Annotated in this window: 15 protein-coding genes; 10 read left to right on the forward strand and 5 right to left on the reverse strand. The window is 45.0% G+C overall.

Annotation, left to right across the window (positions count from 1 at the left end):
• The first annotated feature begins 850 nt into the window (after window positions 1-850).
• The 6 genes from C7Y66_RS05670 (at window position 851) to C7Y66_RS05695 (ending at window position 8,716) form a co-directional block, all read left to right on the forward strand.
• Window positions 851-3,157 carry an ATP-binding protein gene (locus C7Y66_RS05670; protein ID WP_106544812.1) on the forward strand — a complete coding sequence of 769 codons (2,307 nt, stop codon included), beginning with the start codon at window positions 851-853 and terminating at the stop codon, window positions 3,155-3,157.
• Window positions 3,105-3,551 (forward strand): response regulator, encoded by a 447-nt coding sequence (locus C7Y66_RS05675; protein ID WP_015157285.1) that lies wholly within the window; start codon window positions 3,105-3,107, stop codon window positions 3,549-3,551. Before C7Y66_RS05670 ends, C7Y66_RS05675 begins: the two co-directional genes overlap by 53 nt.
• A 64-nt stretch (window positions 3,552-3,615) precedes the next feature.
• Window positions 3,616-4,821, forward strand: a complete 1,206-nt coding sequence (locus C7Y66_RS05680) for a hybrid sensor histidine kinase/response regulator (protein ID WP_106218609.1) — start codon at window positions 3,616-3,618, stop codon at window positions 4,819-4,821.
• 175 nt (window positions 4,822-4,996) lie between these two features.
• Window positions 4,997-6,868: an aspartate kinase gene (locus tag C7Y66_RS05685; protein WP_106544813.1), complete on the forward strand. Its 1,872-nt coding sequence runs from the start codon at window positions 4,997-4,999 to the stop codon at window positions 6,866-6,868.
• Complete coding sequence (locus tag C7Y66_RS05690; RefSeq protein ID WP_106544814.1) at window positions 6,868-7,485, forward strand: TVP38/TMEM64 family protein; 618 nt, start codon at window positions 6,868-6,870, stop codon at window positions 7,483-7,485. The genes C7Y66_RS05685 and C7Y66_RS05690 overlap by 1 nt, the downstream gene beginning before the upstream one ends.
• A gap of 22 nt (window positions 7,486-7,507) precedes the next feature.
• Complete coding sequence (locus tag C7Y66_RS05695; RefSeq protein WP_106544815.1) at window positions 7,508-8,716, forward strand: chromate transporter; 1,209 nt, start codon at window positions 7,508-7,510, stop codon at window positions 8,714-8,716.
• 67 nt (window positions 8,717-8,783) lie between these two features.
• On the opposite strand, the gene C7Y66_RS05700 is transcribed toward C7Y66_RS05695, so the two are convergent.
• The 4 genes from C7Y66_RS05700 to gcvT form a co-directional block, all read right to left on the reverse strand.
• The gene (locus C7Y66_RS05700) at window positions 8,784-9,431 is read right to left on the reverse strand and encodes an exopolysaccharide biosynthesis protein (RefSeq protein ID WP_106544816.1); all 648 of its coding nucleotides are present in this window, start codon (window positions 9,429-9,431) and stop codon (window positions 8,784-8,786) included.
• 81 nt (window positions 9,432-9,512) lie between these two features.
• Window positions 9,513-12,482 (reverse strand): aminomethyl-transferring glycine dehydrogenase, encoded by a 2,970-nt coding sequence (gcvP, locus tag C7Y66_RS05705; RefSeq protein ID WP_106544817.1) that lies wholly within the window; start codon window positions 12,480-12,482, stop codon window positions 9,513-9,515.
• A 254-nt stretch (window positions 12,483-12,736) separates the two neighbouring features.
• Window positions 12,737-13,126, reverse strand: a complete 390-nt coding sequence (gene gcvH, locus C7Y66_RS05710; RefSeq protein WP_015157278.1) for a glycine cleavage system protein GcvH — start codon at window positions 13,124-13,126, stop codon at window positions 12,737-12,739.
• A 117-nt stretch (window positions 13,127-13,243) separates the two neighbouring features.
• Complete coding sequence (gene gcvT, locus C7Y66_RS05715; RefSeq protein WP_106544818.1) at window positions 13,244-14,377, reverse strand: glycine cleavage system aminomethyltransferase GcvT; 1,134 nt, start codon at window positions 14,375-14,377, stop codon at window positions 13,244-13,246.
• 657 nt (window positions 14,378-15,034) lie between these two features.
• Between gcvT and C7Y66_RS05720 the strand changes: the two genes are divergently transcribed.
• The 3 genes from C7Y66_RS05720 to C7Y66_RS33220 all read left to right on the forward strand — a co-directional run bounded on the left by C7Y66_RS05720 (window position 15,035) and on the right by C7Y66_RS33220 (window position 18,670).
• Window positions 15,035-15,880, forward strand: a complete 846-nt coding sequence (locus tag C7Y66_RS05720; protein ID WP_106544819.1) for a calcium-binding protein — start codon at window positions 15,035-15,037, stop codon at window positions 15,878-15,880.
• Window positions 15,881-16,634: 754 nt separating this feature from the next.
• Complete coding sequence (locus tag C7Y66_RS05725) at window positions 16,635-17,546, forward strand: calcium-binding protein (protein WP_106544820.1); 912 nt, start codon at window positions 16,635-16,637, stop codon at window positions 17,544-17,546.
• Window positions 17,547-17,599: 53 nt separating this feature from the next.
• The gene (locus C7Y66_RS33220) at window positions 17,600-18,670 is read left to right on the forward strand and encodes a calcium-binding protein (RefSeq protein WP_106544821.1); all 1,071 of its coding nucleotides are present in this window, start codon (window positions 17,600-17,602) and stop codon (window positions 18,668-18,670) included.
• Between the two features lie 70 nt (window positions 18,671-18,740).
• On the opposite strand, the gene C7Y66_RS30890 is transcribed toward C7Y66_RS33220, so the two are convergent.
• The gene (locus C7Y66_RS30890) at window positions 18,741-18,884 is read right to left on the reverse strand and encodes a hypothetical protein (RefSeq protein ID WP_158265871.1); all 144 of its coding nucleotides are present in this window, start codon (window positions 18,882-18,884) and stop codon (window positions 18,741-18,743) included.
• A gap of 9 nt (window positions 18,885-18,893) precedes the next feature.
• Here C7Y66_RS30890 and C7Y66_RS05735 point away from each other — a divergent pair.
• Window positions 18,894-19,902 (forward strand): phosphorylase (locus tag C7Y66_RS05735; protein WP_106544822.1); only part of this gene is annotated, 1,009 nt, incomplete at its 3' end.

A 19,902-nucleotide genomic window follows, 5' to 3' on the forward strand; every position in this document is an offset into this window, starting at 1 on the left:
TGCAACTATATTGCAACTGCAATTCTAGATCTTCATTCTATTACTTTGAGGAACAGTAGGATGAAATGGCTTGTGAGGGGGCGATCGCAATGTTTGTGCTTCGCAATTCTTGATGAGATTAAGTATTTACTCTTATTGGCTGAATTAGCGATATTGCAGCTATTTTTAATAATTTGCGTGTTAGCTTAACTAATTTGCTGTAGATAAAAGCCAATTGAGTATAGGTGGGCAATGCCCACCCTACTATAAAATCGCTACTATAAAATCGCGATCGCTCAGAGTAACGACAGATTATGGCGATAAATTAGTCAAGCTGTCTTGATTTTTAGCTCGCTAGCAAATAGCACGAACTATTGCCCAATTCTGCTATTTTTAATAATTTCTACATAATTCACAAGGAAGGGTTAGCAACTAAATAATAATCGCGCTTTTCAACCTGTAAACCCACTACCAACTAACATTTACCAATTACCTAGCTAGCTTTTGTATTGCAAAAATGCAGCTATTTTTCATCATAATTAGTCGCTGAATTCAAGAACTACTAATTTTTCTTAACATTTACCTCGATCGCAAAAAACGCTATGTTAAGCTGTTGGCGCGAGTAACATTTGAGGAAATAGAGAAAAGCAACCGTTTTCCATAAATTTACTTATATAGACCGACTAATAAATATCACGGATAAAGCTAGTAGTGTCATGCGTCAACCTACTAGAAAAATTGTATTATGACAACACATAATTTTGCTTTTACTCTTAATTTTGCATCTCAACTCAACAAAAAGTCGTGCAACATAGTTTCCATTATTTTGACTTTTAACTTTTAACCTTTGACTTTTCAGGGGAGGCTCTTTGTGTCAGAAAACTTGCAAGTAACAGATGTTGAATTTTCCCTTTGGGATGAAGAACCAGTTCAACTAATTAACCAAATTCAATCACACGGAGTCATTGTAGTTTTAGAAGAGCCAAACCTCAAAATTTTACAAGTCAGTACTAATGCATTTTCTGTTTTTGGAATTTCCCCTGAAGAATTGGTTTTGCAGAATCTAGAAGATTTGCTCGACTCTTATCAAATAGAAAGAATCAAACTAGGACTAGCAGAAGAAAACTTCGATCTGCTCAACCCTATAAAAATTTGGTTGAGACTTAAAGGAGACGATTACGTAGTATTTGACGGCATTTTCCACCGCAACCGCGATAAATTTCTAATTTTAGAATTAGAACCAGCTCTGACTCAAGAAAATATACCATTTTTAAGTTTTTATCACCTAGCTAGAGCCTCAATTAATAGATTGGCGACAACAACAAAATTACAAGATTTCGGTCAAGTTATCGTTCAAGAAGTACGTAAAGTCACGGGATTTGACCGCGTGATGCTCTATAAATTTGACAACGACGGACATGGTGTTGTCATTGCCGAAGAAAAATTAGATGAGATGGAAGCTTACTTAGGATTGCACTTTCCCGAGTCGGATATTCCTAAACCAGCAAGAAAACTGTTTTGTTCCAATTGGATTAGAATAATTCCCAACGCTCATGCTAAACCAGTAGAACTTTTTCCTTTAATTAACCCGACAAATTTACGTCCGCTAGATTTGACTCATTCAACCTTAAGAAGTGCATCTTCCTGTCATCTTAAGTACTTACATAATATGGAAGTGGATGCTTCTTTAACAATTTCTTTAATTAAAGAAGACAAACTTTGGGGGTTAATTGCTTGTCACCATCGATCGCCTAAATATGTATCTTACGAGCTACGTAAAGCTTGCGAGTTTCTCGGACGAATGATTTTTGCCGAAATTTCGGCAATAGAAGAAACAGACGATTACGATTACAACCTTCACATCACATATGTGCGATCGCAACTAGTCGAATATATGTCGCAAGCCGAAAACTGGATTGATGGTTTAGTTAAACAAGAACCGAACTTATTAGAATTAGTTGACGCTCAAGGAGCAGCCATCTATTTTAATAACGAATGGACGACAATTGGGCAAGTTCCAAAGCAAGAGAACTTAAATGTTATCTTACAGTGGTTAAGATACCAGTTTCGAGATGAGGAAGTTTTCTACACGGATACCCTACCACTAGTATTTCCAGAAGCAGAAATTTACAAACATGTTGCTAGCGGCTTGTTAGCAATTCCTATTGCCGATAAAAGCTATATTTTATGGTTTCGTCCTGAAGTCATCCAAACAGTGAATTGGGGTGGAAATCCGCATGAAGCATATGAATTTAGTCAGGAAAATGACAGCGTGTATTTGTCTCCACGCAAATCCTTTCGATTATGGCAAGAAACCGTACAGGGTAAATCTTTGCCGTGGAAAAAAGTAGAAATCAAAGCCGCGATCGATCTGCGTAAAGCCACAATTGAGATAGTTTTAAGACAAGCAGAAGAACTATCACAAATCGCCTACGATTTAGAGCGTTCTAATGCCGAACTGAAAAAGTTTGCTTACGTCGCTTCCCACGACTTACAAGAACCATTAAATCAAGTTGCGAATTACGTCCAGTTGTTAGAGATGCGCTATCAAGAACAGCTTGATGAAGATGCTAAAGAATTTATTAGCTATGCGGTATCGGGAGTCAGCCTCATGCAGACGCTTATAGATGACGTACTAGCTTATTCCAAGGTAGATCGACAGAATGTCGAATTTCAACCCGTAGATTTGGAGGTAGCCTTAAAACGCGCTCTCAGTGGCTTACAGGGACGAATTTCAGAAACGGGAGCTACAATTTCTTACGATCCACTACCAACAGTATTAGCAGATAGCACGCAGATGCTTCAGCTATTTCAAAATCTGATTGGGAATGCGATCAAGTTTCGTAGCGACAAGCCACCTATGATTCATATTGGTGTCTCACCACTAGAAGATGCCTGGTTATTTTCAGTTAAAGATAACGGGATCGGTATCGATCCCCAGTTTAGCGATCGCATTTTTGTCATTTTCCAACGCTTGCATACCAGAGATGAATATTCCGGTACGGGAATGGGTTTGGCAATTTGCCAAAAAGTCGTTGAATGCCATCGAGGAGATATCTGGGTGGCTTCAGAATTAGGTCAAGGTGCAACATTCTACTTTACAATTCCCGCCGGAGGTAAGAAATATGAGTACAGGCACGGCAGAAAAACTCAGAACCATTTTCCTAGTAGAGGATAATAAAGCTGATGTCCGCTTGGTGGAAGAAGCACTCAAACGCAGTACCATCCCCAACCAAGTTTTATCTGTACGAAACGGGATGGATGCGATCGCTTTTTTGCGTCAAGAAGGAGAATATACCGACGCACCCCACCCAGATTTAATTCTGCTCGATCTCAACTTACCCAAGAAAGACGGTCGGGAAGTTTTGGCAGAAATTAAAGCCGATCCCCAACTGCGACGTATCCCTGTCGTGATCTTGACTACCTCCAAAAACGAGGAAGATATTTGTCACAGCTACGATTTACACGTCAACTGCTACATTACCAAGTCTCGCAATCTCAGCCAATTGTTTCAAATTGTCAAAGGAATTGAAGAGTTTTGGCTTTCTACCGTAACTTTGCCTGTAAATTAATCCTCGTATGCCGATAATTATGTGTATGACTTTTGACTTTTGACTTCTGACTTTTGACTTCACCATGACTCCGGTAAAAGTTCTGTTGATTGAAGACAACTTGGCAGAAGCCAGACTCATGCGAGAGCTGCTGAAGGAGTCTCCAGTCAAGCAGTTTGAACTAGTACACGCCCAGCGATTGCAGGAAGCGCTCGACCGCTTGCAAGAGAATTGCTTTGATGTTGTTCTGTTAGACTTAACTCTACCGGATAGCGCTGGGTTAGGATCGCTCATACCATTACTCAAAGCCGTTCCCAGCCTTCCCATCGTCGTGCTGACAAATACGAATGATGACGATCTGGCTCTAGAAGCAGTCCGCCAGGGAGCGCAGGATTATCTTGTCAAACGACAGGTCAATTCAGGCGTGCTGATACGTTCTTTATGCTATGCGATCGAACGCAAGCAGGTAGCTGAAGCGTTAAAAACAGTCAATCAAGCCTTAGAAGTGAGCGTGCAGGAACGCACTGCCGAACTTATGAAAGCAAAAGAAATGAATCAGTTTAAATCTGATTTTGCTTCCATCCTCTCACACGATTTTCGCAGTCCTCTAACGACAATTTTGCTAGCAACTGGATTGCTACAAAATAACGAACAGAAATTAAGCCAAGAAAAAAAGTTCGCTCACTTTCAATTGATTCGTTCTGCCATTAACGACATGGCTAGGCTATTAGATGAATTTTTGCTTTTGAGCCAAGCTGAAGCAGGCAAACTCAAATGCAAGCTCATCCCAATGGAATTAGAGCAGTTTTGCAGCAAACTTGTAGAGGAAGCAAAATTAAGTACCAATGCAAAAGACTTGATATTAACTTTTTATTGTCAGAATGGCGATCGCTTGCATGGTTCGGTCTGGGATGAGAGTTTGTTAAAACACATTTTAAGTAATTTACTCAACAACGCAATTAAATATTCTCCTGCTGGCGGTCAGGTACAGTTTGAACTGATCGTTGAAGAAAAAACTGCGATCTTTCGATTTCAAGACCAAGGGATCGGTATTCCTCAAGCAGACCAAGCACAGCTATTTCAGCCTTTTTTTCGCGCTCATAATGCCGAGAAGATTCCTGGGACTGGTTTAGGATTGGCAATTGTGAAAAAATGTGTTACTGCACATAGCGGTGAAATTACCTTGGAAAGCACGGTGGGAATGGGTACGACTTTTACAGTCACCCTACCGTTAATCAAAGGAATCGGCGATGTTTGCCCCGTATTTATGCAATCGATCGAGCAGTTGTAGGAGTGAATTCGGAATTCGGAATTGAAGAGGGTACGAGCTTCTAATTTCGCGATCGCCGCTCAACTCGCGTTAATCTTATATAGTCAGGAGTGACACGCTCCTAAAATCTCAGTTCTCGATCCCCTTAACCCCCATAAAAAGGGGAAATTTGTTAATTGCTCATTGTTTCAAAGTTATGGCTCTGATTGTCCAGAAATACGGTGGTACTTCGGTCGGTTCGGTGGAACGCATTCAAGCTGTGGCAGATCGCGTTCTCCAAACAGTGAAAGCAGGAAACGCTTTGGTGGTTGTCGTTTCTGCGATGGGTAAGTCTACCGATGCACTGGTCAAACTAGCGCATGAAATTTCCGCTAATCCCAGTCGCCGGGAAATGGATATGTTGCTCTCAACAGGAGAACAGGTGACGATTGCCCTGTTAAGCATGGCATTACAAGAATTGGGACAACCAGCAATTTCGCTCACGGGCGCTCAAGTGGGGATCGTCACCGAAGCAGAACACACGCGGGCGCGGATCTTACACATTCAAACATCTCGGATTGAAAAGCAACTGAAAATTGGTAAAGTTGTGGTTGTTGCTGGGTTTCAAGGTATTACCAGTACGGAAGAATTAGAAATTACCACCTTGGGGCGGGGTGGCTCCGATACTTCAGCCGTAGCGCTAGCAGCAGCACTTCGCGCCGATTGTTGCGAAATTTATACAGATGTTCCAGGGATTCTCACCACAGATCCCCGTCTCGTCCCAGAAGCGCAGTTAATGACAGAAATTACTTGCAACGAGATGCTAGAACTTGCCAGTTTGGGGGCAAAGGTCTTACATCCGAGAGCGGTAGAAATTGCTCGCAATTACGGCGTACCGTTGGTCGTGCGTTCCAGTTGGACGAGCGATCCTGGCACTTGGGTGGTTTCGCCCAAACCTCAACCCCGTCCGCTGGTAGATTTAGAAATTGCCCGTCCGGTTGATGGGGTAGAACTGGACGCAGATCAAGCTAGAATTGCTTTGTTGCGCGTCCCCGATCGCCCAGGAATAGCGGCACGGCTATTTAGCGAGATTGCCCGTCAAGGCTTAGACGTAGATTTGATCGTGCAGTCGATCCACGAAGGCAATAGCAACGACATTGCTTTTACCGTCACGACTTCGCTACTCAGGCAAACAGAAGCAGTCGCCGCCGCGATCGCACCCGTGTTGCGCTCCCATCCCGACCCGAAATCGGAGGAAGCAGAAGTGATGGTGCAGCCGCACATTGCCAAAGTCAGCATCGACGGGGCAGGCATGATCGGTCGTCCTGGGGTAGCGGCGCAAATGTTTTCGACCCTAGCTGAGGCAGGAGTTAACATTCAAATGATTTCTACCTCAGAAGTCAAAGTCAGTTGCGTTATCGATGCCACCGACGGCGATCGCGCTGTCGCCGCCCTGCGAGAGGCGTTTGAGATCGCAGAAGAGAGAGTAGTGTTGGACAGGGAGGAAGTCAAAAGTCAAAAGCTAGAAGTTAAAAATCACTCCGACTCCCAAATTCCGAATTCCGAATTCCGAATTCCGAATTCTCCCGTTCGCGGTGTCGCCCTAGACATCAACCAAGCCCGTTTAGCAATTCTCCAAGTACCGGATCGCCCTGGGTTAGCAGCGAGATTGTTCGGATTGTTGGCGCGGGAGAATATTAGCGTGGATACGATTATTCAATCTCAACGCTGTCGGATTGCGAACGGCGTGCCAAAGCGGGATATTGTTTGTACGGTAGCGCAAATGGATGCGGCGGCTGCTAAACAAACTCTAGAACAAGCGGCACAAGAGTACGGTTGGGGACAAGTCGTGGTAGACACGGCGATCGCTAAGGTCAGCGTTGTCGGTGCGGGAATGGTCGGTCAACCAGGAGTCGCGGCAAAGATGTTTGCTGCCTTGGCACAAGAACAAATTAATATTCAAATGATCGCGACTTCCGAAATTAAAATTAGTTGTGTCGTCGCTCAAGAACAAGGAGTTGCCGCACTCCAGGCAATTCATGCTGCTTTTGGGTTGAGTGGTAGCGGTGCAATTCAAGTCTCGGCGTGATGGAGATTAATTTACCAGAACTGTTACGGCAAGCTTTGCAAGGAATAGAAAATCTTGGTGCTATAGGCGCGATCGCGTTTATCTTGCTGTACGTCATTGCCACGGTTGCTTTGATTCCAGGCACAATTCTTACCTTGGGTGCGGGGGTTGTTTACGGGGCAGTTTTCGGTTCGATTTATGTATTTATTGGTGCGACTTTGGGAGCCACCGCAGCTTTTTTAGTTGGGCGTTATCTGGCGCGGGGATGGGTGGCAAAAAAAATTGCCAGTCAGCAAAAATTTCAAGCCATTGACGAGGCAGTTGGAAAAGAGGGATTCAAAATTGTTTTGTTAACCAGACTTTCACCAGTATTTCCCTTTAGCCTGTTAAACTACGCTTTTAGCATCACTCAAGTTTCACTCAAAGATTATTTCCTTGGCTCAGTGGGGATGCTGCCCGGAACAATTATGTATGTTTATCTTGGCTCTCTAGCTGGTAGCCTTGCCACAATTAGCAGTAGCGATCGCCCCACCAATTCAACTGTCGTATGGATAATTCGGATAATTGGTTTTATTGCTACGGTAACGGTAACTCTGTACGTGACTCGGATTGCTCGTAAAGCGTTGGCGAAATTGTAGAAAAACTGATAACTGATAACCAATGTCTCAGGAAACTGAAGGGATTCAACCAGCAGAACAGCAAATCCGCTATGCTGCCCTTAATTCGCAGCAAAAAAAGCAAAGACTGCGAGAATTAGCAGTAGTATTTCTCAAGTTAGGTACGATCGCCTTTGGTGGTCCCGCCGCACATATCGCCATGATGGATGATGAGGTGGCAAAGCGCAGGCAGTGGATGAGTCGCGAGAAACTACTCGATTTGCTGGGCGTAACTAACTTAATTCCCGGACCCAATTCTACAGAACTAGCTATTCACATCGGCTACGAACGGGCAGGATGGCGCGGTTTGATTATCGCGGGAACCTGCTTTATTTTACCTGCCATGTCGATCGTCTGGGTATTGGCGATCGCCTACAAGCAATACCAAACTTTACCCCAAGCTGAAGGATTGCTCTACGGTATCAAACCCGTTATCATCGCGATCGTCTTACAAGCATTGTGGAAGTTAGGTCAAAAAGCAATTAAGGACGTACCAACGGGGATAGTAGCAGTAGCGGTCATAGTCGCCTTTTTTTTTGGCTGGAATGAAATCGTATTGCTGTTACTGGCGGGACTGGGAGTGATGTTGGTAAAAAGTCTGGGGCGGAGTCGGGGTAATGTGGCAGCTTGGCTGTTGCCGCTATCTTTGCCGCTGGCACAAGCAGGTAGTACAACCCCTACTCCACCTGTAGGCTGGCTGAATGTGTTTCTGTTTTTCCTCAAAATTGGTTCGGTGCTGTACGGCAGTGGTTATGTTTTACTTGCCTTTTTGCAACGAGATTTGGTAGAACGCAATCAGTGGCTAACGTCTCAACAGCTTTTAGATGCAGTTGCGATCGGTCAATTTACCCCTGGTCCCGTGTTTACCACTGCTACTTTCATCGGCTATCTTTTAGCTGGTCATGCAGGAGCGATCGCGGCTACAATCGGAATTTTTCTACCTGCGTTTGTACTCGTTGGCATTATCAATCCCTGGGTTCCAAAACTGCGTCAATCTACTTTAGTTGGTGGTTTTTTAGATGGGGTAAATGCTGCATCTTTGGGATTGATGGCTGTTGTCTCCTATACTTTGGGACGCACGGCATTGGTAGATCTGCCGACGATAATTTTGACAATTGCTAGCGCGATCGCTGTTTTCCGTTTCAAGCTTAATTCTGCTTGGTTAGTTTTAGCTGGGGGAATTATTGGCTTAATCTTACAATTAGTAAGGTAAAAAATTTCCCCAAATTCTATTTCATTATTAAAAACATTGGCGTATTAATGCGTAAATTTTGAGTTGACTAAAAATTAAGTTGTTGTCGGAGTTGTTGAAAAGAACTTCTCAAACTATTAGCAATAAAACCGATCGCGCTGACCATAACTGCAAGAATAACAATAGCCGCCAAGACTCCCATAACAACCAGTAAACCGTCACCCTCGCTCATACCTAGACTAATAACAACGATCGCGATCGCGGGTAGCATATTTCCTAGCGGGATAGGCAAAGCAATAATTATCGCCATCAATAAAATAAATAATCCTAACAACCTTTGTGCCAATCGCGAAGTGATGAAACCCCAACGGGGACGGACGATTTTTTCAGCTTTTGCGAGGTAATTCAGCCCTTTTTCTACCACCTTAGCTAAATTTTTTTGCTTCCAACGCCGTTTAGCTAGCCATTTTGGTAGATAAGGACGAGAAAAACCCAAACTTAATTGCGCCGAAACCAGCATTAACGGGATTGCGATAATCGCCGATACACCCGCCACGGGTAAAGGTAATGCTTCTGGTAAAGCGCAGATGACCAGTAAAGGACCATAAGCGCGATCGCCCAACTCTACCACTAACTCCCCCAAACTGACATACTCTTGTTCGGCGTGCCGTTCTAGAAACTGCCGCAGCAATCTGGAAGTGTACAAGCCTGGGGAAGATTTGGTAGTAGAAGCCATAAGCAGCAAGGTAACTTAGAATTAGTCACTAGTAGGGGCGCACAGCTGTGCGCCCTAATGAGCAAAGTCTATAAGTATCCCCTAGCTATACGCCTCCATCGGTTGGCAGGAACAGACGAAATTGCGATCGCCAAAAGCACTATCAATTCGTCCCACGGCAACCCAGAACTTGTGTTCTCGCGTCCACGGGGCAGGATATGCGGCTTGTTCGCGGGTGTAAGGATGTTGCCAATCGCTTGCTAGCAGGCTTTCGGCAGTATGGGGAGCATTTTTTAATAAATTATCTTCCCGACTGACTTTACCCGCTTCAATTTCAGCAATTTCCTGCCGAATCGCAATCATGGCATCGCAGAATCGATCCAATTCTTCCTTTGATTCGCTTTCTGTGGGTTCTACCATCATCGTCCCTGCAACGGGCCAAGAAATTGTTGGGGCGTGGAAGCCGTAGTCCATCAAGCGTTTGGCAATGTCTTCGACTTCAATTGAGGCAGTTTTCTTGAGCGATCGCAGATCTAAAATACACTCGTGGGCGACAAAACCAGCTTTACCCTTGTACAGTACGGGGTAGTATGGCTCTAGTCTGCGGGCGATGTAGTTGGCGTTGAGAATTGCTACTTTAGTCGCCTCTGTTAATCCCTCGCCCCCCATCATGGCGATGTACATCCAAGAAATTGTCAGGATGCTAGCACTGCCCCAAGGTGCAGCGGAAATAGCGCCAATGGTTGTTGGTTGTTGGTTGTTGGTTGTTGGCAAGCGATCGATAACCAATAATGGATTGGGGAGGAAGGGGGCGAGGTGAGTTGCTACGCCAATTGGTCCCATCCCAGGACCACCGCCACCGTGAGGAATACAGAAGGTTTTGTGCAGGTTGAGGTGACAGACATCTGCCCCAATATCTCCAGGGCGACACAAACCGACTTGGGCGTTGAGGTTTGCCCCATCCATGTAGACTTGTCCGCCGTAGGCATGGACGATCGCGCAAATGTCTTTAATTTGTTCCTCAAACACGCCGTGGGTGGAGGGATATGTCACCATTAGCGCGGCGAGTTCGTCTTTGTGCTTTTCCGCCTTTACCTGCAAATCTCCTAAGTCTACGTTACCCTGTTCGTCACAGGCGATCGCCACCACTTTCATCCCTGCCATCACCGCACTGGCTGGGTTCGTACCGTGGGCAGATTGGGGAATTAAACAAATATTCCGATGTCCTTCTCCCCGACTTTCATGATATTGCCGAATCGTCAGCAGACCAGCATATTCACCCTGCGAACCAGCGTTAGGTTGCAGAGAAACCGCAGCAAAACCCGTGATTTCCGCTAACCATGCTTCTAACTGTTGGAATAAAATCTGATACCCTCGCGTTTGCGACAGTGGGGCAAACGGATGCAGATTGCCAAATTCCTGCCAGGTGACGGGCATCATCTCTGCCGTTGCATTCAGTTTCATCGTGCAGGAACCCAAGGGAATCATCGATGTTGTTAAGGATAAATCCTTTGCCTGCAAGCGATAAATGTATCGCAGCAATTCTGTTTCCGAATGGTAGCGGTTGAAAACAGGATGGGTGAGAAATTCGCTGGTGCGAGTCAGTTCTGTGGGTGCTTGTAGGGGCGGGTTTTGCCGAGATCTCTGACTACCCCCAGATCGATCTGTCAAACCCGCCCCCAATTCTTCGATGGTGAAGGGTAGGCTGTCATTACCTGCGAAAATCTCGAATAGGTCGGTTAAATCGGCTTCTGCGATCGTTTCATCTAAAGAGATACCTACAGACTTTTCATCAAATATTCGTATATTGATTTTCTTAGCTTGGCAAGCCTGCAAAATATCATCTAAGTTATGACTGACCAAATTAATTCGTAATGTATCGAAGAAAGATTCTGAACTGATGGTATAGCCTAGCTGCTTTAATCCTGCTGCTAAAATTGCCGTAAATTTGTGGATTCTGGTAGCAATTTGTTTCAGTCCTTGGGAACCGTGATACACCGCATACATCGAAGCCATGACTGCCAGTAAGACCTGCGCCGTGCAAATATTACTCGTCGCTTTGTCGCGGCGGATGTGTTGTTCGCGAGTTTGTAGTGCTAGGCGTAAGGCTGTTTTCCCGTGGACATCCTTAGAAACTCCGACAATCCGCCCTGGAACTTGTCGCTTAAATTCTTCTTTAGTGGCGAAATATGCTGCATGGGGTCCGCCATAACCCATTGGTACGCCGAAGCGCTGCGTGCTGCCTACTGCAATATCAGCACCCCACTCGCCAGGAGGAGTCAGTAAAGTTAAACTCAAAGGGTCGGCAGCGACAGTTACCAATGCCCCGGCAGCATGGGCTTGTTCCACAAATGCCCGATAGTCGTAAATCGTACCGTCACTAGCTGGGTATTGCAGCAATACGCCAAATACTGGCACGTCAAACTTAAAAGTTTGGTGGTCGCCAACAATCACGTTAATTCCCAGTGGTCTAGCACGGGTCTGCACGACTTGAATTGTCTGGGGATGGCAGTTTTGGGAGACAAAGAAAGCTTTTGCCTTCGTTTTGCACAGACCATAACTCATAGTCATAGCTTCGGCGGCGGCTGTGCCTTCATCTAGTAAAGAAGCGTTAGCAATTTCCAAACCCGTCAAGTCAATAATTGTCGTTTGGAAATTCAGCAACGCTTCTAGTCGTCCCTGCGCGATTTCTGGTTGGTAGGGAGTATAAGCAGTGTACCAGCCTGGGTTTTCTAAAATATTTCGCTGAATTACTGGTGGAGTAATGCAGCCGTAATATCCCATCCCAATAAACGACCGAAATACTTGGTTTTTCGAGGCGATCGCTTTTAACTGCGCCAAAGCCGCATGTTCGCTGCGATCGCCTTCCAATTGCAGCGATCGCTGTTGGCGAATGGCTTGCGGCACTGTCCGGTCAATCAATGCATCAAGGGTCGGTAGCCCCAACACTTCTAGCATTTGCTCAACCTCAATCGGTTGAGGTCCAATGTGTCTTTGTCGAAATGAAATTGACTCGCTGCTTATTTGTTTTTGCTGCCGATCGCGTTGAATACGAGGACTGTCTAGTACCACAAATAGCTTCTCCAGTAGTGTCTTATTAATATTCTGCAATATTTCGTTCGGTTCTCAGTTATCGAAGAAGTCAGTTGTTAATCAGGGAGCAGGGAGCAGTTATCAGTGACCAGTGACCAGTGACCAGTGACCAGTGAAGAAAGGGTATGGGGTGTGGGGTGTGGTGCGTGGTGCGCGACTTAATTGCGACTTGCGACTTGTAGCCCCCTTGTCTCCCTTGTCTCCCTTGTCTCCCTTCTTTACCCAGCCCCTCGCTACGCTCCCTCTACCTGGGTGCGGTATTCTTCAGCAGTTAGTGCCTCGTCTAATTCGCTGGCATCTTCGACACGCACTTTCAGTAACCAGCCTTCGCCATAGGGATCGTCCGCTAGTTGTTCTGGTGTCTCCAGCACAGTTTCATTGCGTTCGACTACCGTACCAGTCACGGCGCAGTACATATCTTCTACGGCTTTGACTGATTCTACGGAACCAAAGGTTTCTCCCTTAGTGACGCGATCGCCAACTTCAGGAAGTTCCAGAAATACAATGTCACCTAACTGATCGACAGCAAAAGCAGAAATGCCAATCGTAGCGATATCGCCATCCATACGGACGTATTCGTGCGAGTCAAGATATTTTAGGTCGCTTGGATATTCCAACTCCATCTCAGTTCCTCAACCAAATTGCGGACATATCGTTAATTAATATGCTTTACTATAGACGCGATCGCCTATCTATTTGTAGAGACGTAGCCTGCTACGTCTCTACAAAAAATCAAATATTTATTTCCCCGGACGATTCTTAGCCCGATAGAAGGGTTTTTTCACAACTACCGCTGGATAGGTCTTGCCTCTGATTTCTACGTCTAAGGTTTGCCCTGGCTGGCTGAGGGGTGTAGGAACGTAAGCAAGGGCGATCGGGTAGCCTAAAGTGGGGGATAACGTGCCGCTGGCAATCTCTCCTACAACTTTACCTTCAGATAAGACTTGGTAGCCGTGGCGGGCAATGTGTCGCCCTGGCATTTGCAATCCTACCAATCGTCGTGGAACTCCATTCGTTTTCTGTTGCTCTAGGATATCGCGCCCGATAAAGTTGCCTTTGGTGTCGAGGTGGACGAGCCAGCCTAAGCCTGCTTCTAAGGGGGTGGTGTTATCATCAATATCTTGTCCGTAGAGTGCCATAGCTGCTTCTAATCGCAGGGTGTCTCTTGCCCCTAGTCCGCAGGGAATGACTCCGGCTTGAGCGAGCGATCGCCACACCTTTACGCCTGCTTCTGGTTCTAACATCACTTCAAATCCGTCTTCCCCTGTATAACCAGTCCGAGCCATGAAACTCGGTTCTCCTAGTATGTTTGTTTCTAAATGCCCGAAGGCTTTGACTTGAGATAAATCTGCTTCTACCAAGTTTTGCAAATGTGCCACGGCTTGCGGTCCCTGCACCGCAATTAAAATTTTCTGGCGTGAAATGTCTTGTAGTTCTACCTGCTCTGTGTCAAGGTATTGCAACAACCATTTTTTGTCTTTGCTAGTGGTTGCAGCATTGACAATCAATACTCCTTGCTGCGTGTCATTATCTTCTCCCTGATAGTAGAAGATGATGTCGTCAATAATTCCGGCTTGCGGATTTAATAGCACCGTGTACTGTGCTTCTCCCGATCGCAACCGACTCAAATCGGAGGGGACTAAGTTTTGCAGTTGAGCGACTAGCTGTTTTCCCCGTAGGACGAATTTACCCATGTGAGATATATCAAACATCCCCGCCGTTGTCCTGACCGCAGCATGTTCTTGTCCGATCCCAACAAACTGCACGGGCATTTCCCAGCCACCAAAACTCGTTAACCTTGCCTTCAGCTCTAAAGCGAGGTGATAGAGGGGTGTTTGCGCTAGAGGTAGGGCAGTTTCTTCTTGATTAGCCACAGATAGTCTTGTCGTTGTAGGTGAATCTTTTATCTATCCTACGGAAACATTAGGTGTACGGGAAAGTCAAGGTTGTTCTTTTAAGTATCAAAATACACTTTTTTGAATTTAAGTAAGACGATTAAGAAAAATTGGGGAATTGGTTTCCTCTATTGGCTTATGCATGTATAGCGATATTTTTTTACAAAAAGTGGAACTTATCTCGGCAAAAAAGATTGGCTATAGATTGTAGCCTTATTAAGGTTAAATAATTGTATCTTTACTCGTGTTTATACATATTTATTTTTTTCACCTTTGCGATCGCACTCACTTTTTTTATAGTCAAATTAAAAAAACAGAAACTTACTGTGTTCTGTTTTATACTTAAAACAAAGGCGTAAAATACAGACATTTAAGGCTCAAACACGTTAGACACGAATATTTCTTTTGTAAATTCCACATATATAAAGTTAGCGATCGCTAAATATAAAGAATATGTGAACTGAGCGGATTTATTCGGGAAACACAAAAACTGGCTTTGTATCCTACCCGCATGAAATAGCCAGCAAAACTCAGTCATTCCTATGGTTTATGGATGACAAGTTTGTGCTGGCAATTGAGACACACCAAGACTAACTTTTTACGATTTACGACTATTGTGAGTGAGGGATTGACATCATGTCCGTAATATTTGGTACAGATTTAGACGATTCCTTAACTGGTACAGACAGCAACGACAGAATCTATGGCAAAGCCGGAAATGACAACCTTAACGGGAATAAAGGCAACGATCTCCTTTATGGTGGAGTAGGTGACGATCGCCTGTTGGGTGGAGATGGCAAAGACACCTTATATGGCAATGAAAATAACGATTTTTTGAATGGCGATGCAGGTGATGATACCTTGTACGGGGGTAGCGGTAACGATACCTTGTACGGGGGTAACGATAACGATACCTTGTACGGCGATGCAGGTAATGACTTTCTCAACGGTTATGTCGGTAACGATCGCTTATACGGCGGCTATGGGAACGATGATTTAGAAGGTTCGTTTGGTAACGATGTTGTCAATGGTGGAGCTGGAGATGACATCATTAATGGTGCGGGTGGTTTTGGACTAGAGCTATTTAGTAGTGCCAGTCGCGGATCTAACGAAATTGATACCCTTACAGGTGGAGCCGGAAAAGATAAGTTTAGACTTGAATCCAGTGGTGCTGGACGCGATGGTCGAGGTGTTTCCTATCGCTATGGCAATAACGACTATGCCTTAATTACTGACTTTAATTTGAATGAAGATGTCATTACACTCAGTAGCAATGATATCTCTGGACCATCATTTCTGTTTACAGATGTCACCTATAGTTTGGGTGCATCGCCTGATGGTTTGCCATCGGGAACGGGAATTTACGCTCAATTTGCTAACAACACTAGTGCAGCACCAGATCTAATTGCGATCTTACAAGGTGTTTCTCCCGACACGCTTGATTTGAATGCATCCTACTTCCAGTATGTTCGGTATTCTTAATAATCAGTTTTGCCTTACTAGTAAAGCTTAACTGAACAAGGCGATCGCTGACTTGCCAACATTGCGATCGCCTATCTATATCGCGGCGCACTGAGTTAAAAAAACTCGGTAATTTTGTGTAGCATTCACGCGATCGATCCGCTCTAATTTTAGTAGATAAACTAACGTTTTATTTATGTCTCAGTATTTTCACTTGATTTAACTCTATTCGTGCTGTAGCGAATTCTATCTAAGTCATAAGCTTGTCACTTTGGCTATTGAGAAATGGTTCTTCGATGCACGTTATTCAGTGCTATCAACCATCAAGTATTAACTATTAACAGCTACCACGGAAAGTTTACAGCTAAAATTGATACGTTCTATCTTAGTTAATGGCTAGGCTTTTTTAGCTTATTCAAATAGAGGAAAATGGACAAAAACATTTGTTAAAAAAATATGATAAATGAGATGACATAACGTAGAAATAGCATTATATTGTCAGTATTACCGCATTAGTTTAACTTGCAAAACATCCAGTTTTTTGTAGATCGACTGTGTTACATGTAAGTAAAGACAAAGCGCGATAATTTATCGAGGATTGCATCAATTAACTTCAGTAAGTCGATCGCTTACTAGTTTTTAGCTAGGTATATATTTAACGATTCACTTCATTGAAAGCCAAACACTATTTGGATGATTTTGTTGTGGCAATTTGAAATGCGATCGCAGGGTAAAAACATCTACGCATACTTATTAGAATTAAAGGCTTATCGACATGGCAAATATCTTTGGTACGGACTTAGACGACACCTTAACTGGTACAAACGGTAACGACAGAATTTATGGCAAAGCTGGCAACGATACTTTATCTGGCGGTTTAGGTGATGACATTTTAGATGGTAGTCATGGTGCAGACACCCTCAAAGGTGAAGACGGAAATGACACCTTGTATGGTGGTAACGGTAGCGATCGCCTAGAAGGTGGTGCTGGGAGCGATCGCCTCTATGGTGGTGCTGGTAACGACGAAATTTATGGCGATTACTACAGTGAGGTAGGCAACGATCGCATCTATGGTGGTGCTGGAAGCGATCGCATCGCTGGCGGTGCTGGTAACGACACGATTTATGGTGAGGATGGCGACGACATCATCAGCGGCGGACTCATCGGTAATAGCAGCAATGATAACGACCGCTTGTATGGTGGTAAAGGCAAAGACACCTTAGTTGGCGAGTTCGGTAACGACTATTTGAATGGAGGCGATGGAGACGACTACATCGATGGTGCTGGAGGCAGAGTATTTCACTGGGATGGTGATGTCAGTCGCGGTAGAGGCGAAATTGATACTCTGACAGGTGGAGCGGGAAAAGATTCATTTATCCTTACCGGAGGTTCTGGAAGATCTGGTGTAGGACCTTCTTACATAGGTAGTGGCAACGGTGACTACGCTCTCATTACCGACTTCAACAAGAACGAAGATGTTATCTCGCTAGCCAAAACTGAGAGCAGTCCCGTAGTCTATCCCCCAGTCACAATCGAATACAGTCTGGGTGCAGTACCGGAAGGTTTACCGCAGGGAACAGGGATATATGTCAATAACCTCGGTGCAAAACCAGATCTCATTGCGATCTTGCAAGGAGTTTCTCCCGACTCCGTAAGTTTAAGCGGGACTTATTTCCAGATTTTCTAAGTGCTAGTTTTTTTGACTGCTACGAACATTAATCAAAAGCGAGCATTATCGACATGGCAAATATCTTTGGTACGGACTTAGACGACACCTTAACTGGTACAAACGGTAACGACAGAATCTATGGTAAGGCAGGAAAAGACACTATATCCGGTTTAGGTGGGGACGATCGCATCTATGGTGGTGCAGGTGACGACTCTCTAAGTGGTGGAGATGGTAACGATACCTTATGTGGTGACGAAGATAACGATTCTCTAGGGGGTGGCAGCGGTAATGACACGTTGTACGGTGGCAGTGGCAATGACAAGCTATACGGTGGCGACGGTAACGACACCTTACAGGGAGGCAACGGCAATGACTATATAGAAGGTGGATTTGGTGAAGATGTCATCTATGGTGGTCAAGGCGACGATGTAATAGTAGGAGATCTCGACGATTATCGAATCAGAACTGGTGACAGCGATCGCATCTATGGCGGTGCTGGTAACGATTCGATTTACGGTCGCTATGGTAACGATTCGATTTATGGCGATGATGGCGACGATCTCCTGGCTGGCGATGGCTATGGAGTCATTTCTGGTCCTGATTATGGTGTGAGAAAAGACGACAACGATCGCATATATGGAGGGAGTGGCAAAGATATATTAGTTGGCGAGTTCGGGAGTGATGTTTTAGATGGAGGATCTGGGGACGATCTCTTGATTGGTGCTGGTGGTGGATGGTTACGCGGTACTCTTGATTCTAGTCGTGGCGACTCAGAGAAAGATGTCCTGACGGGAGGATCGGGAAAAGATACGTTTGTCCTTGCAGGTAGCGGAGGAAGACCTGGTTCAGGGACTTACTATGAAGCAGGGGATAGCTACGCTTTGATAACTGACTTCAATCAGTATGAAGATACAATCTTTTTAGCAAAAACCAACCGCCCTGTAACTCAATCTCAGTACCTAATTGAATACAGTTTAGGTGCAGCACCGGAAGGCTTGCCAGCAGGCACGGCAATCTATGCAAATAATGTAGGAGGAACCCAGCCAAATTTGATTGCGATCTTGCAGGGTATTTCTCCCGATTCTATAAATCTGAATGCATCTTACTTCAAGATTAGCGACGAGTACGTTCGGTATAGTTAATTGCTCTATGTGAGTGACATTTGTAGGGGCGCACGGCTGTGCGTCCCTATAAAGCGTGTATTCTACCCAATTAAAAACTGCTATGACTGCACGATCGCCTATCCCGATCGCGTACCATCATGCGACAAGAGATATTTTGTGTTAGAGCGCGGCGATCGAGTACATTATTGGGTAAAGCTAGGGCGAGAAACCTAGAAACACGCTGCCGAGCCAAGATTCAACAATGCACGAGGACACGAACGCACGCGGAACAATACTACAACCTGGTACGCTACTAGATAGGGCGATCGCAATAACCCAACATGCCCTTGAACGCGGGGCTCTAGTCACCATTCCCACCGAATATCAGTTTGTAGAACAGCAAGGCGTGCGTTTCCTGGTCAGAACAGCCACCAATCTCAATCGCAAAGACGAGGCAAAGCAAAAACAGGATCGGCAAAATGCTACGACTGATAAAGACTTTAATCCCTTTCTACCCTACGATAAAAACTTATACGTCGCAGACATCTCCGAAACTCATGTTTGTTTGTTAAATAAATTCAATGTCGTCGATTGTCACCTGTTGCTAATTACCCGCGCCTTTGAAGAACAAGAAGCCTTACTAACTCTCGCTGATTTTACTGCCATGTGGGTATGTCTGGCGGAATTTAACGGACTGACATTCTATAACGGTGGCAAGACAGCAGGCGCAAGCCAACGTCACAAACATTTGCAGATCGTTCCCCTGCCACTCACACCCGCAGATTTTCCCCAAATTCCCCTCGAACCTTTGTTGGTAACGACTAATCGCGGTACAGTCGAAACTCTACCAAGCTTGCCTTTTGTCCATGCTTTCGTACAACTAGAACCAATTCAAACAAAATCTCCTCAAGCAGCTGCCACAGTAACGCTTAATTATTACTACCAAATGCTCAATGCAGTGGGGCTAAAGCATGACATCGGCTCGAAGAACATCCAAGCAGGAGCTTACAACTTGCTCGTAACGCGCCAATGGATGCTGCTGATTCCCCGTTCCCAAGAAAGCTTTGAGTCGATTGCCATCAACTCTTTGGGATTTGCTGGCACAATGTTCGTGCGTAACGAACAACAAATGCAAATCTTAAAAGAATTGGGACCGATGCGCGTGTTGAGTCAGGTGGGAATATTGAAAAGCGAGTCGGTAGTCGGGAGTCGGGAAGAAGAGGACAAGGGAGACAAGGGGGACAAGGGGGAACTCGGGGACCCCACGACCG

The organism is Chroococcidiopsis sp. CCALA 051, from assembly GCF_003015105.1.
Classification (GTDB): domain Bacteria; phylum Cyanobacteriota; class Cyanobacteriia; order Cyanobacteriales; family Chroococcidiopsidaceae; genus Chroococcidiopsis; species Chroococcidiopsis thermalis.

Bases quoted from the DNA above. Each gene is read 5' to 3' on its own strand.
- C7Y66_RS05675 (WP_015157285.1), top strand. From the start codon at position 3,105: ATGAGTACAGGCACGGCAGAAAAACTCAGAACCATTTTCCTAGTAGAG.
- C7Y66_RS05680 (WP_106218609.1), top strand. From the start codon at position 3,616: ATGACTCCGGTAAAAGTTCTGTTGATTGAAGACAACTTGGCAGAAGCC.
- C7Y66_RS05685 (WP_106544813.1), top strand. From the start codon at position 4,997: ATGGCTCTGATTGTCCAGAAATACGGTGGTACTTCGGTCGGTTCGGTG.
- C7Y66_RS05690 (WP_106544814.1), top strand. From the start codon at position 6,868: ATGGAGATTAATTTACCAGAACTGTTACGGCAAGCTTTGCAAGGAATA.
- C7Y66_RS05695 (WP_106544815.1), top strand. From the start codon at position 7,508: ATGTCTCAGGAAACTGAAGGGATTCAACCAGCAGAACAGCAAATCCGC.
- C7Y66_RS05700 (WP_106544816.1), bottom strand. From the start codon at position 9,431: ATGGCTTCTACTACCAAATCTTCCCCAGGCTTGTACACTTCCAGATTG.
- gcvH (WP_015157278.1), bottom strand. From the start codon at position 13,126: ATGGAGTTGGAATATCCAAGCGACCTAAAATATCTTGACTCGCACGAA.
- C7Y66_RS05720 (WP_106544819.1), top strand. From the start codon at position 15,035: ATGTCCGTAATATTTGGTACAGATTTAGACGATTCCTTAACTGGTACA.
- C7Y66_RS05725 (WP_106544820.1), top strand. From the start codon at position 16,635: ATGGCAAATATCTTTGGTACGGACTTAGACGACACCTTAACTGGTACA.
- C7Y66_RS33220 (WP_106544821.1), top strand. From the start codon at position 17,600: ATGGCAAATATCTTTGGTACGGACTTAGACGACACCTTAACTGGTACA.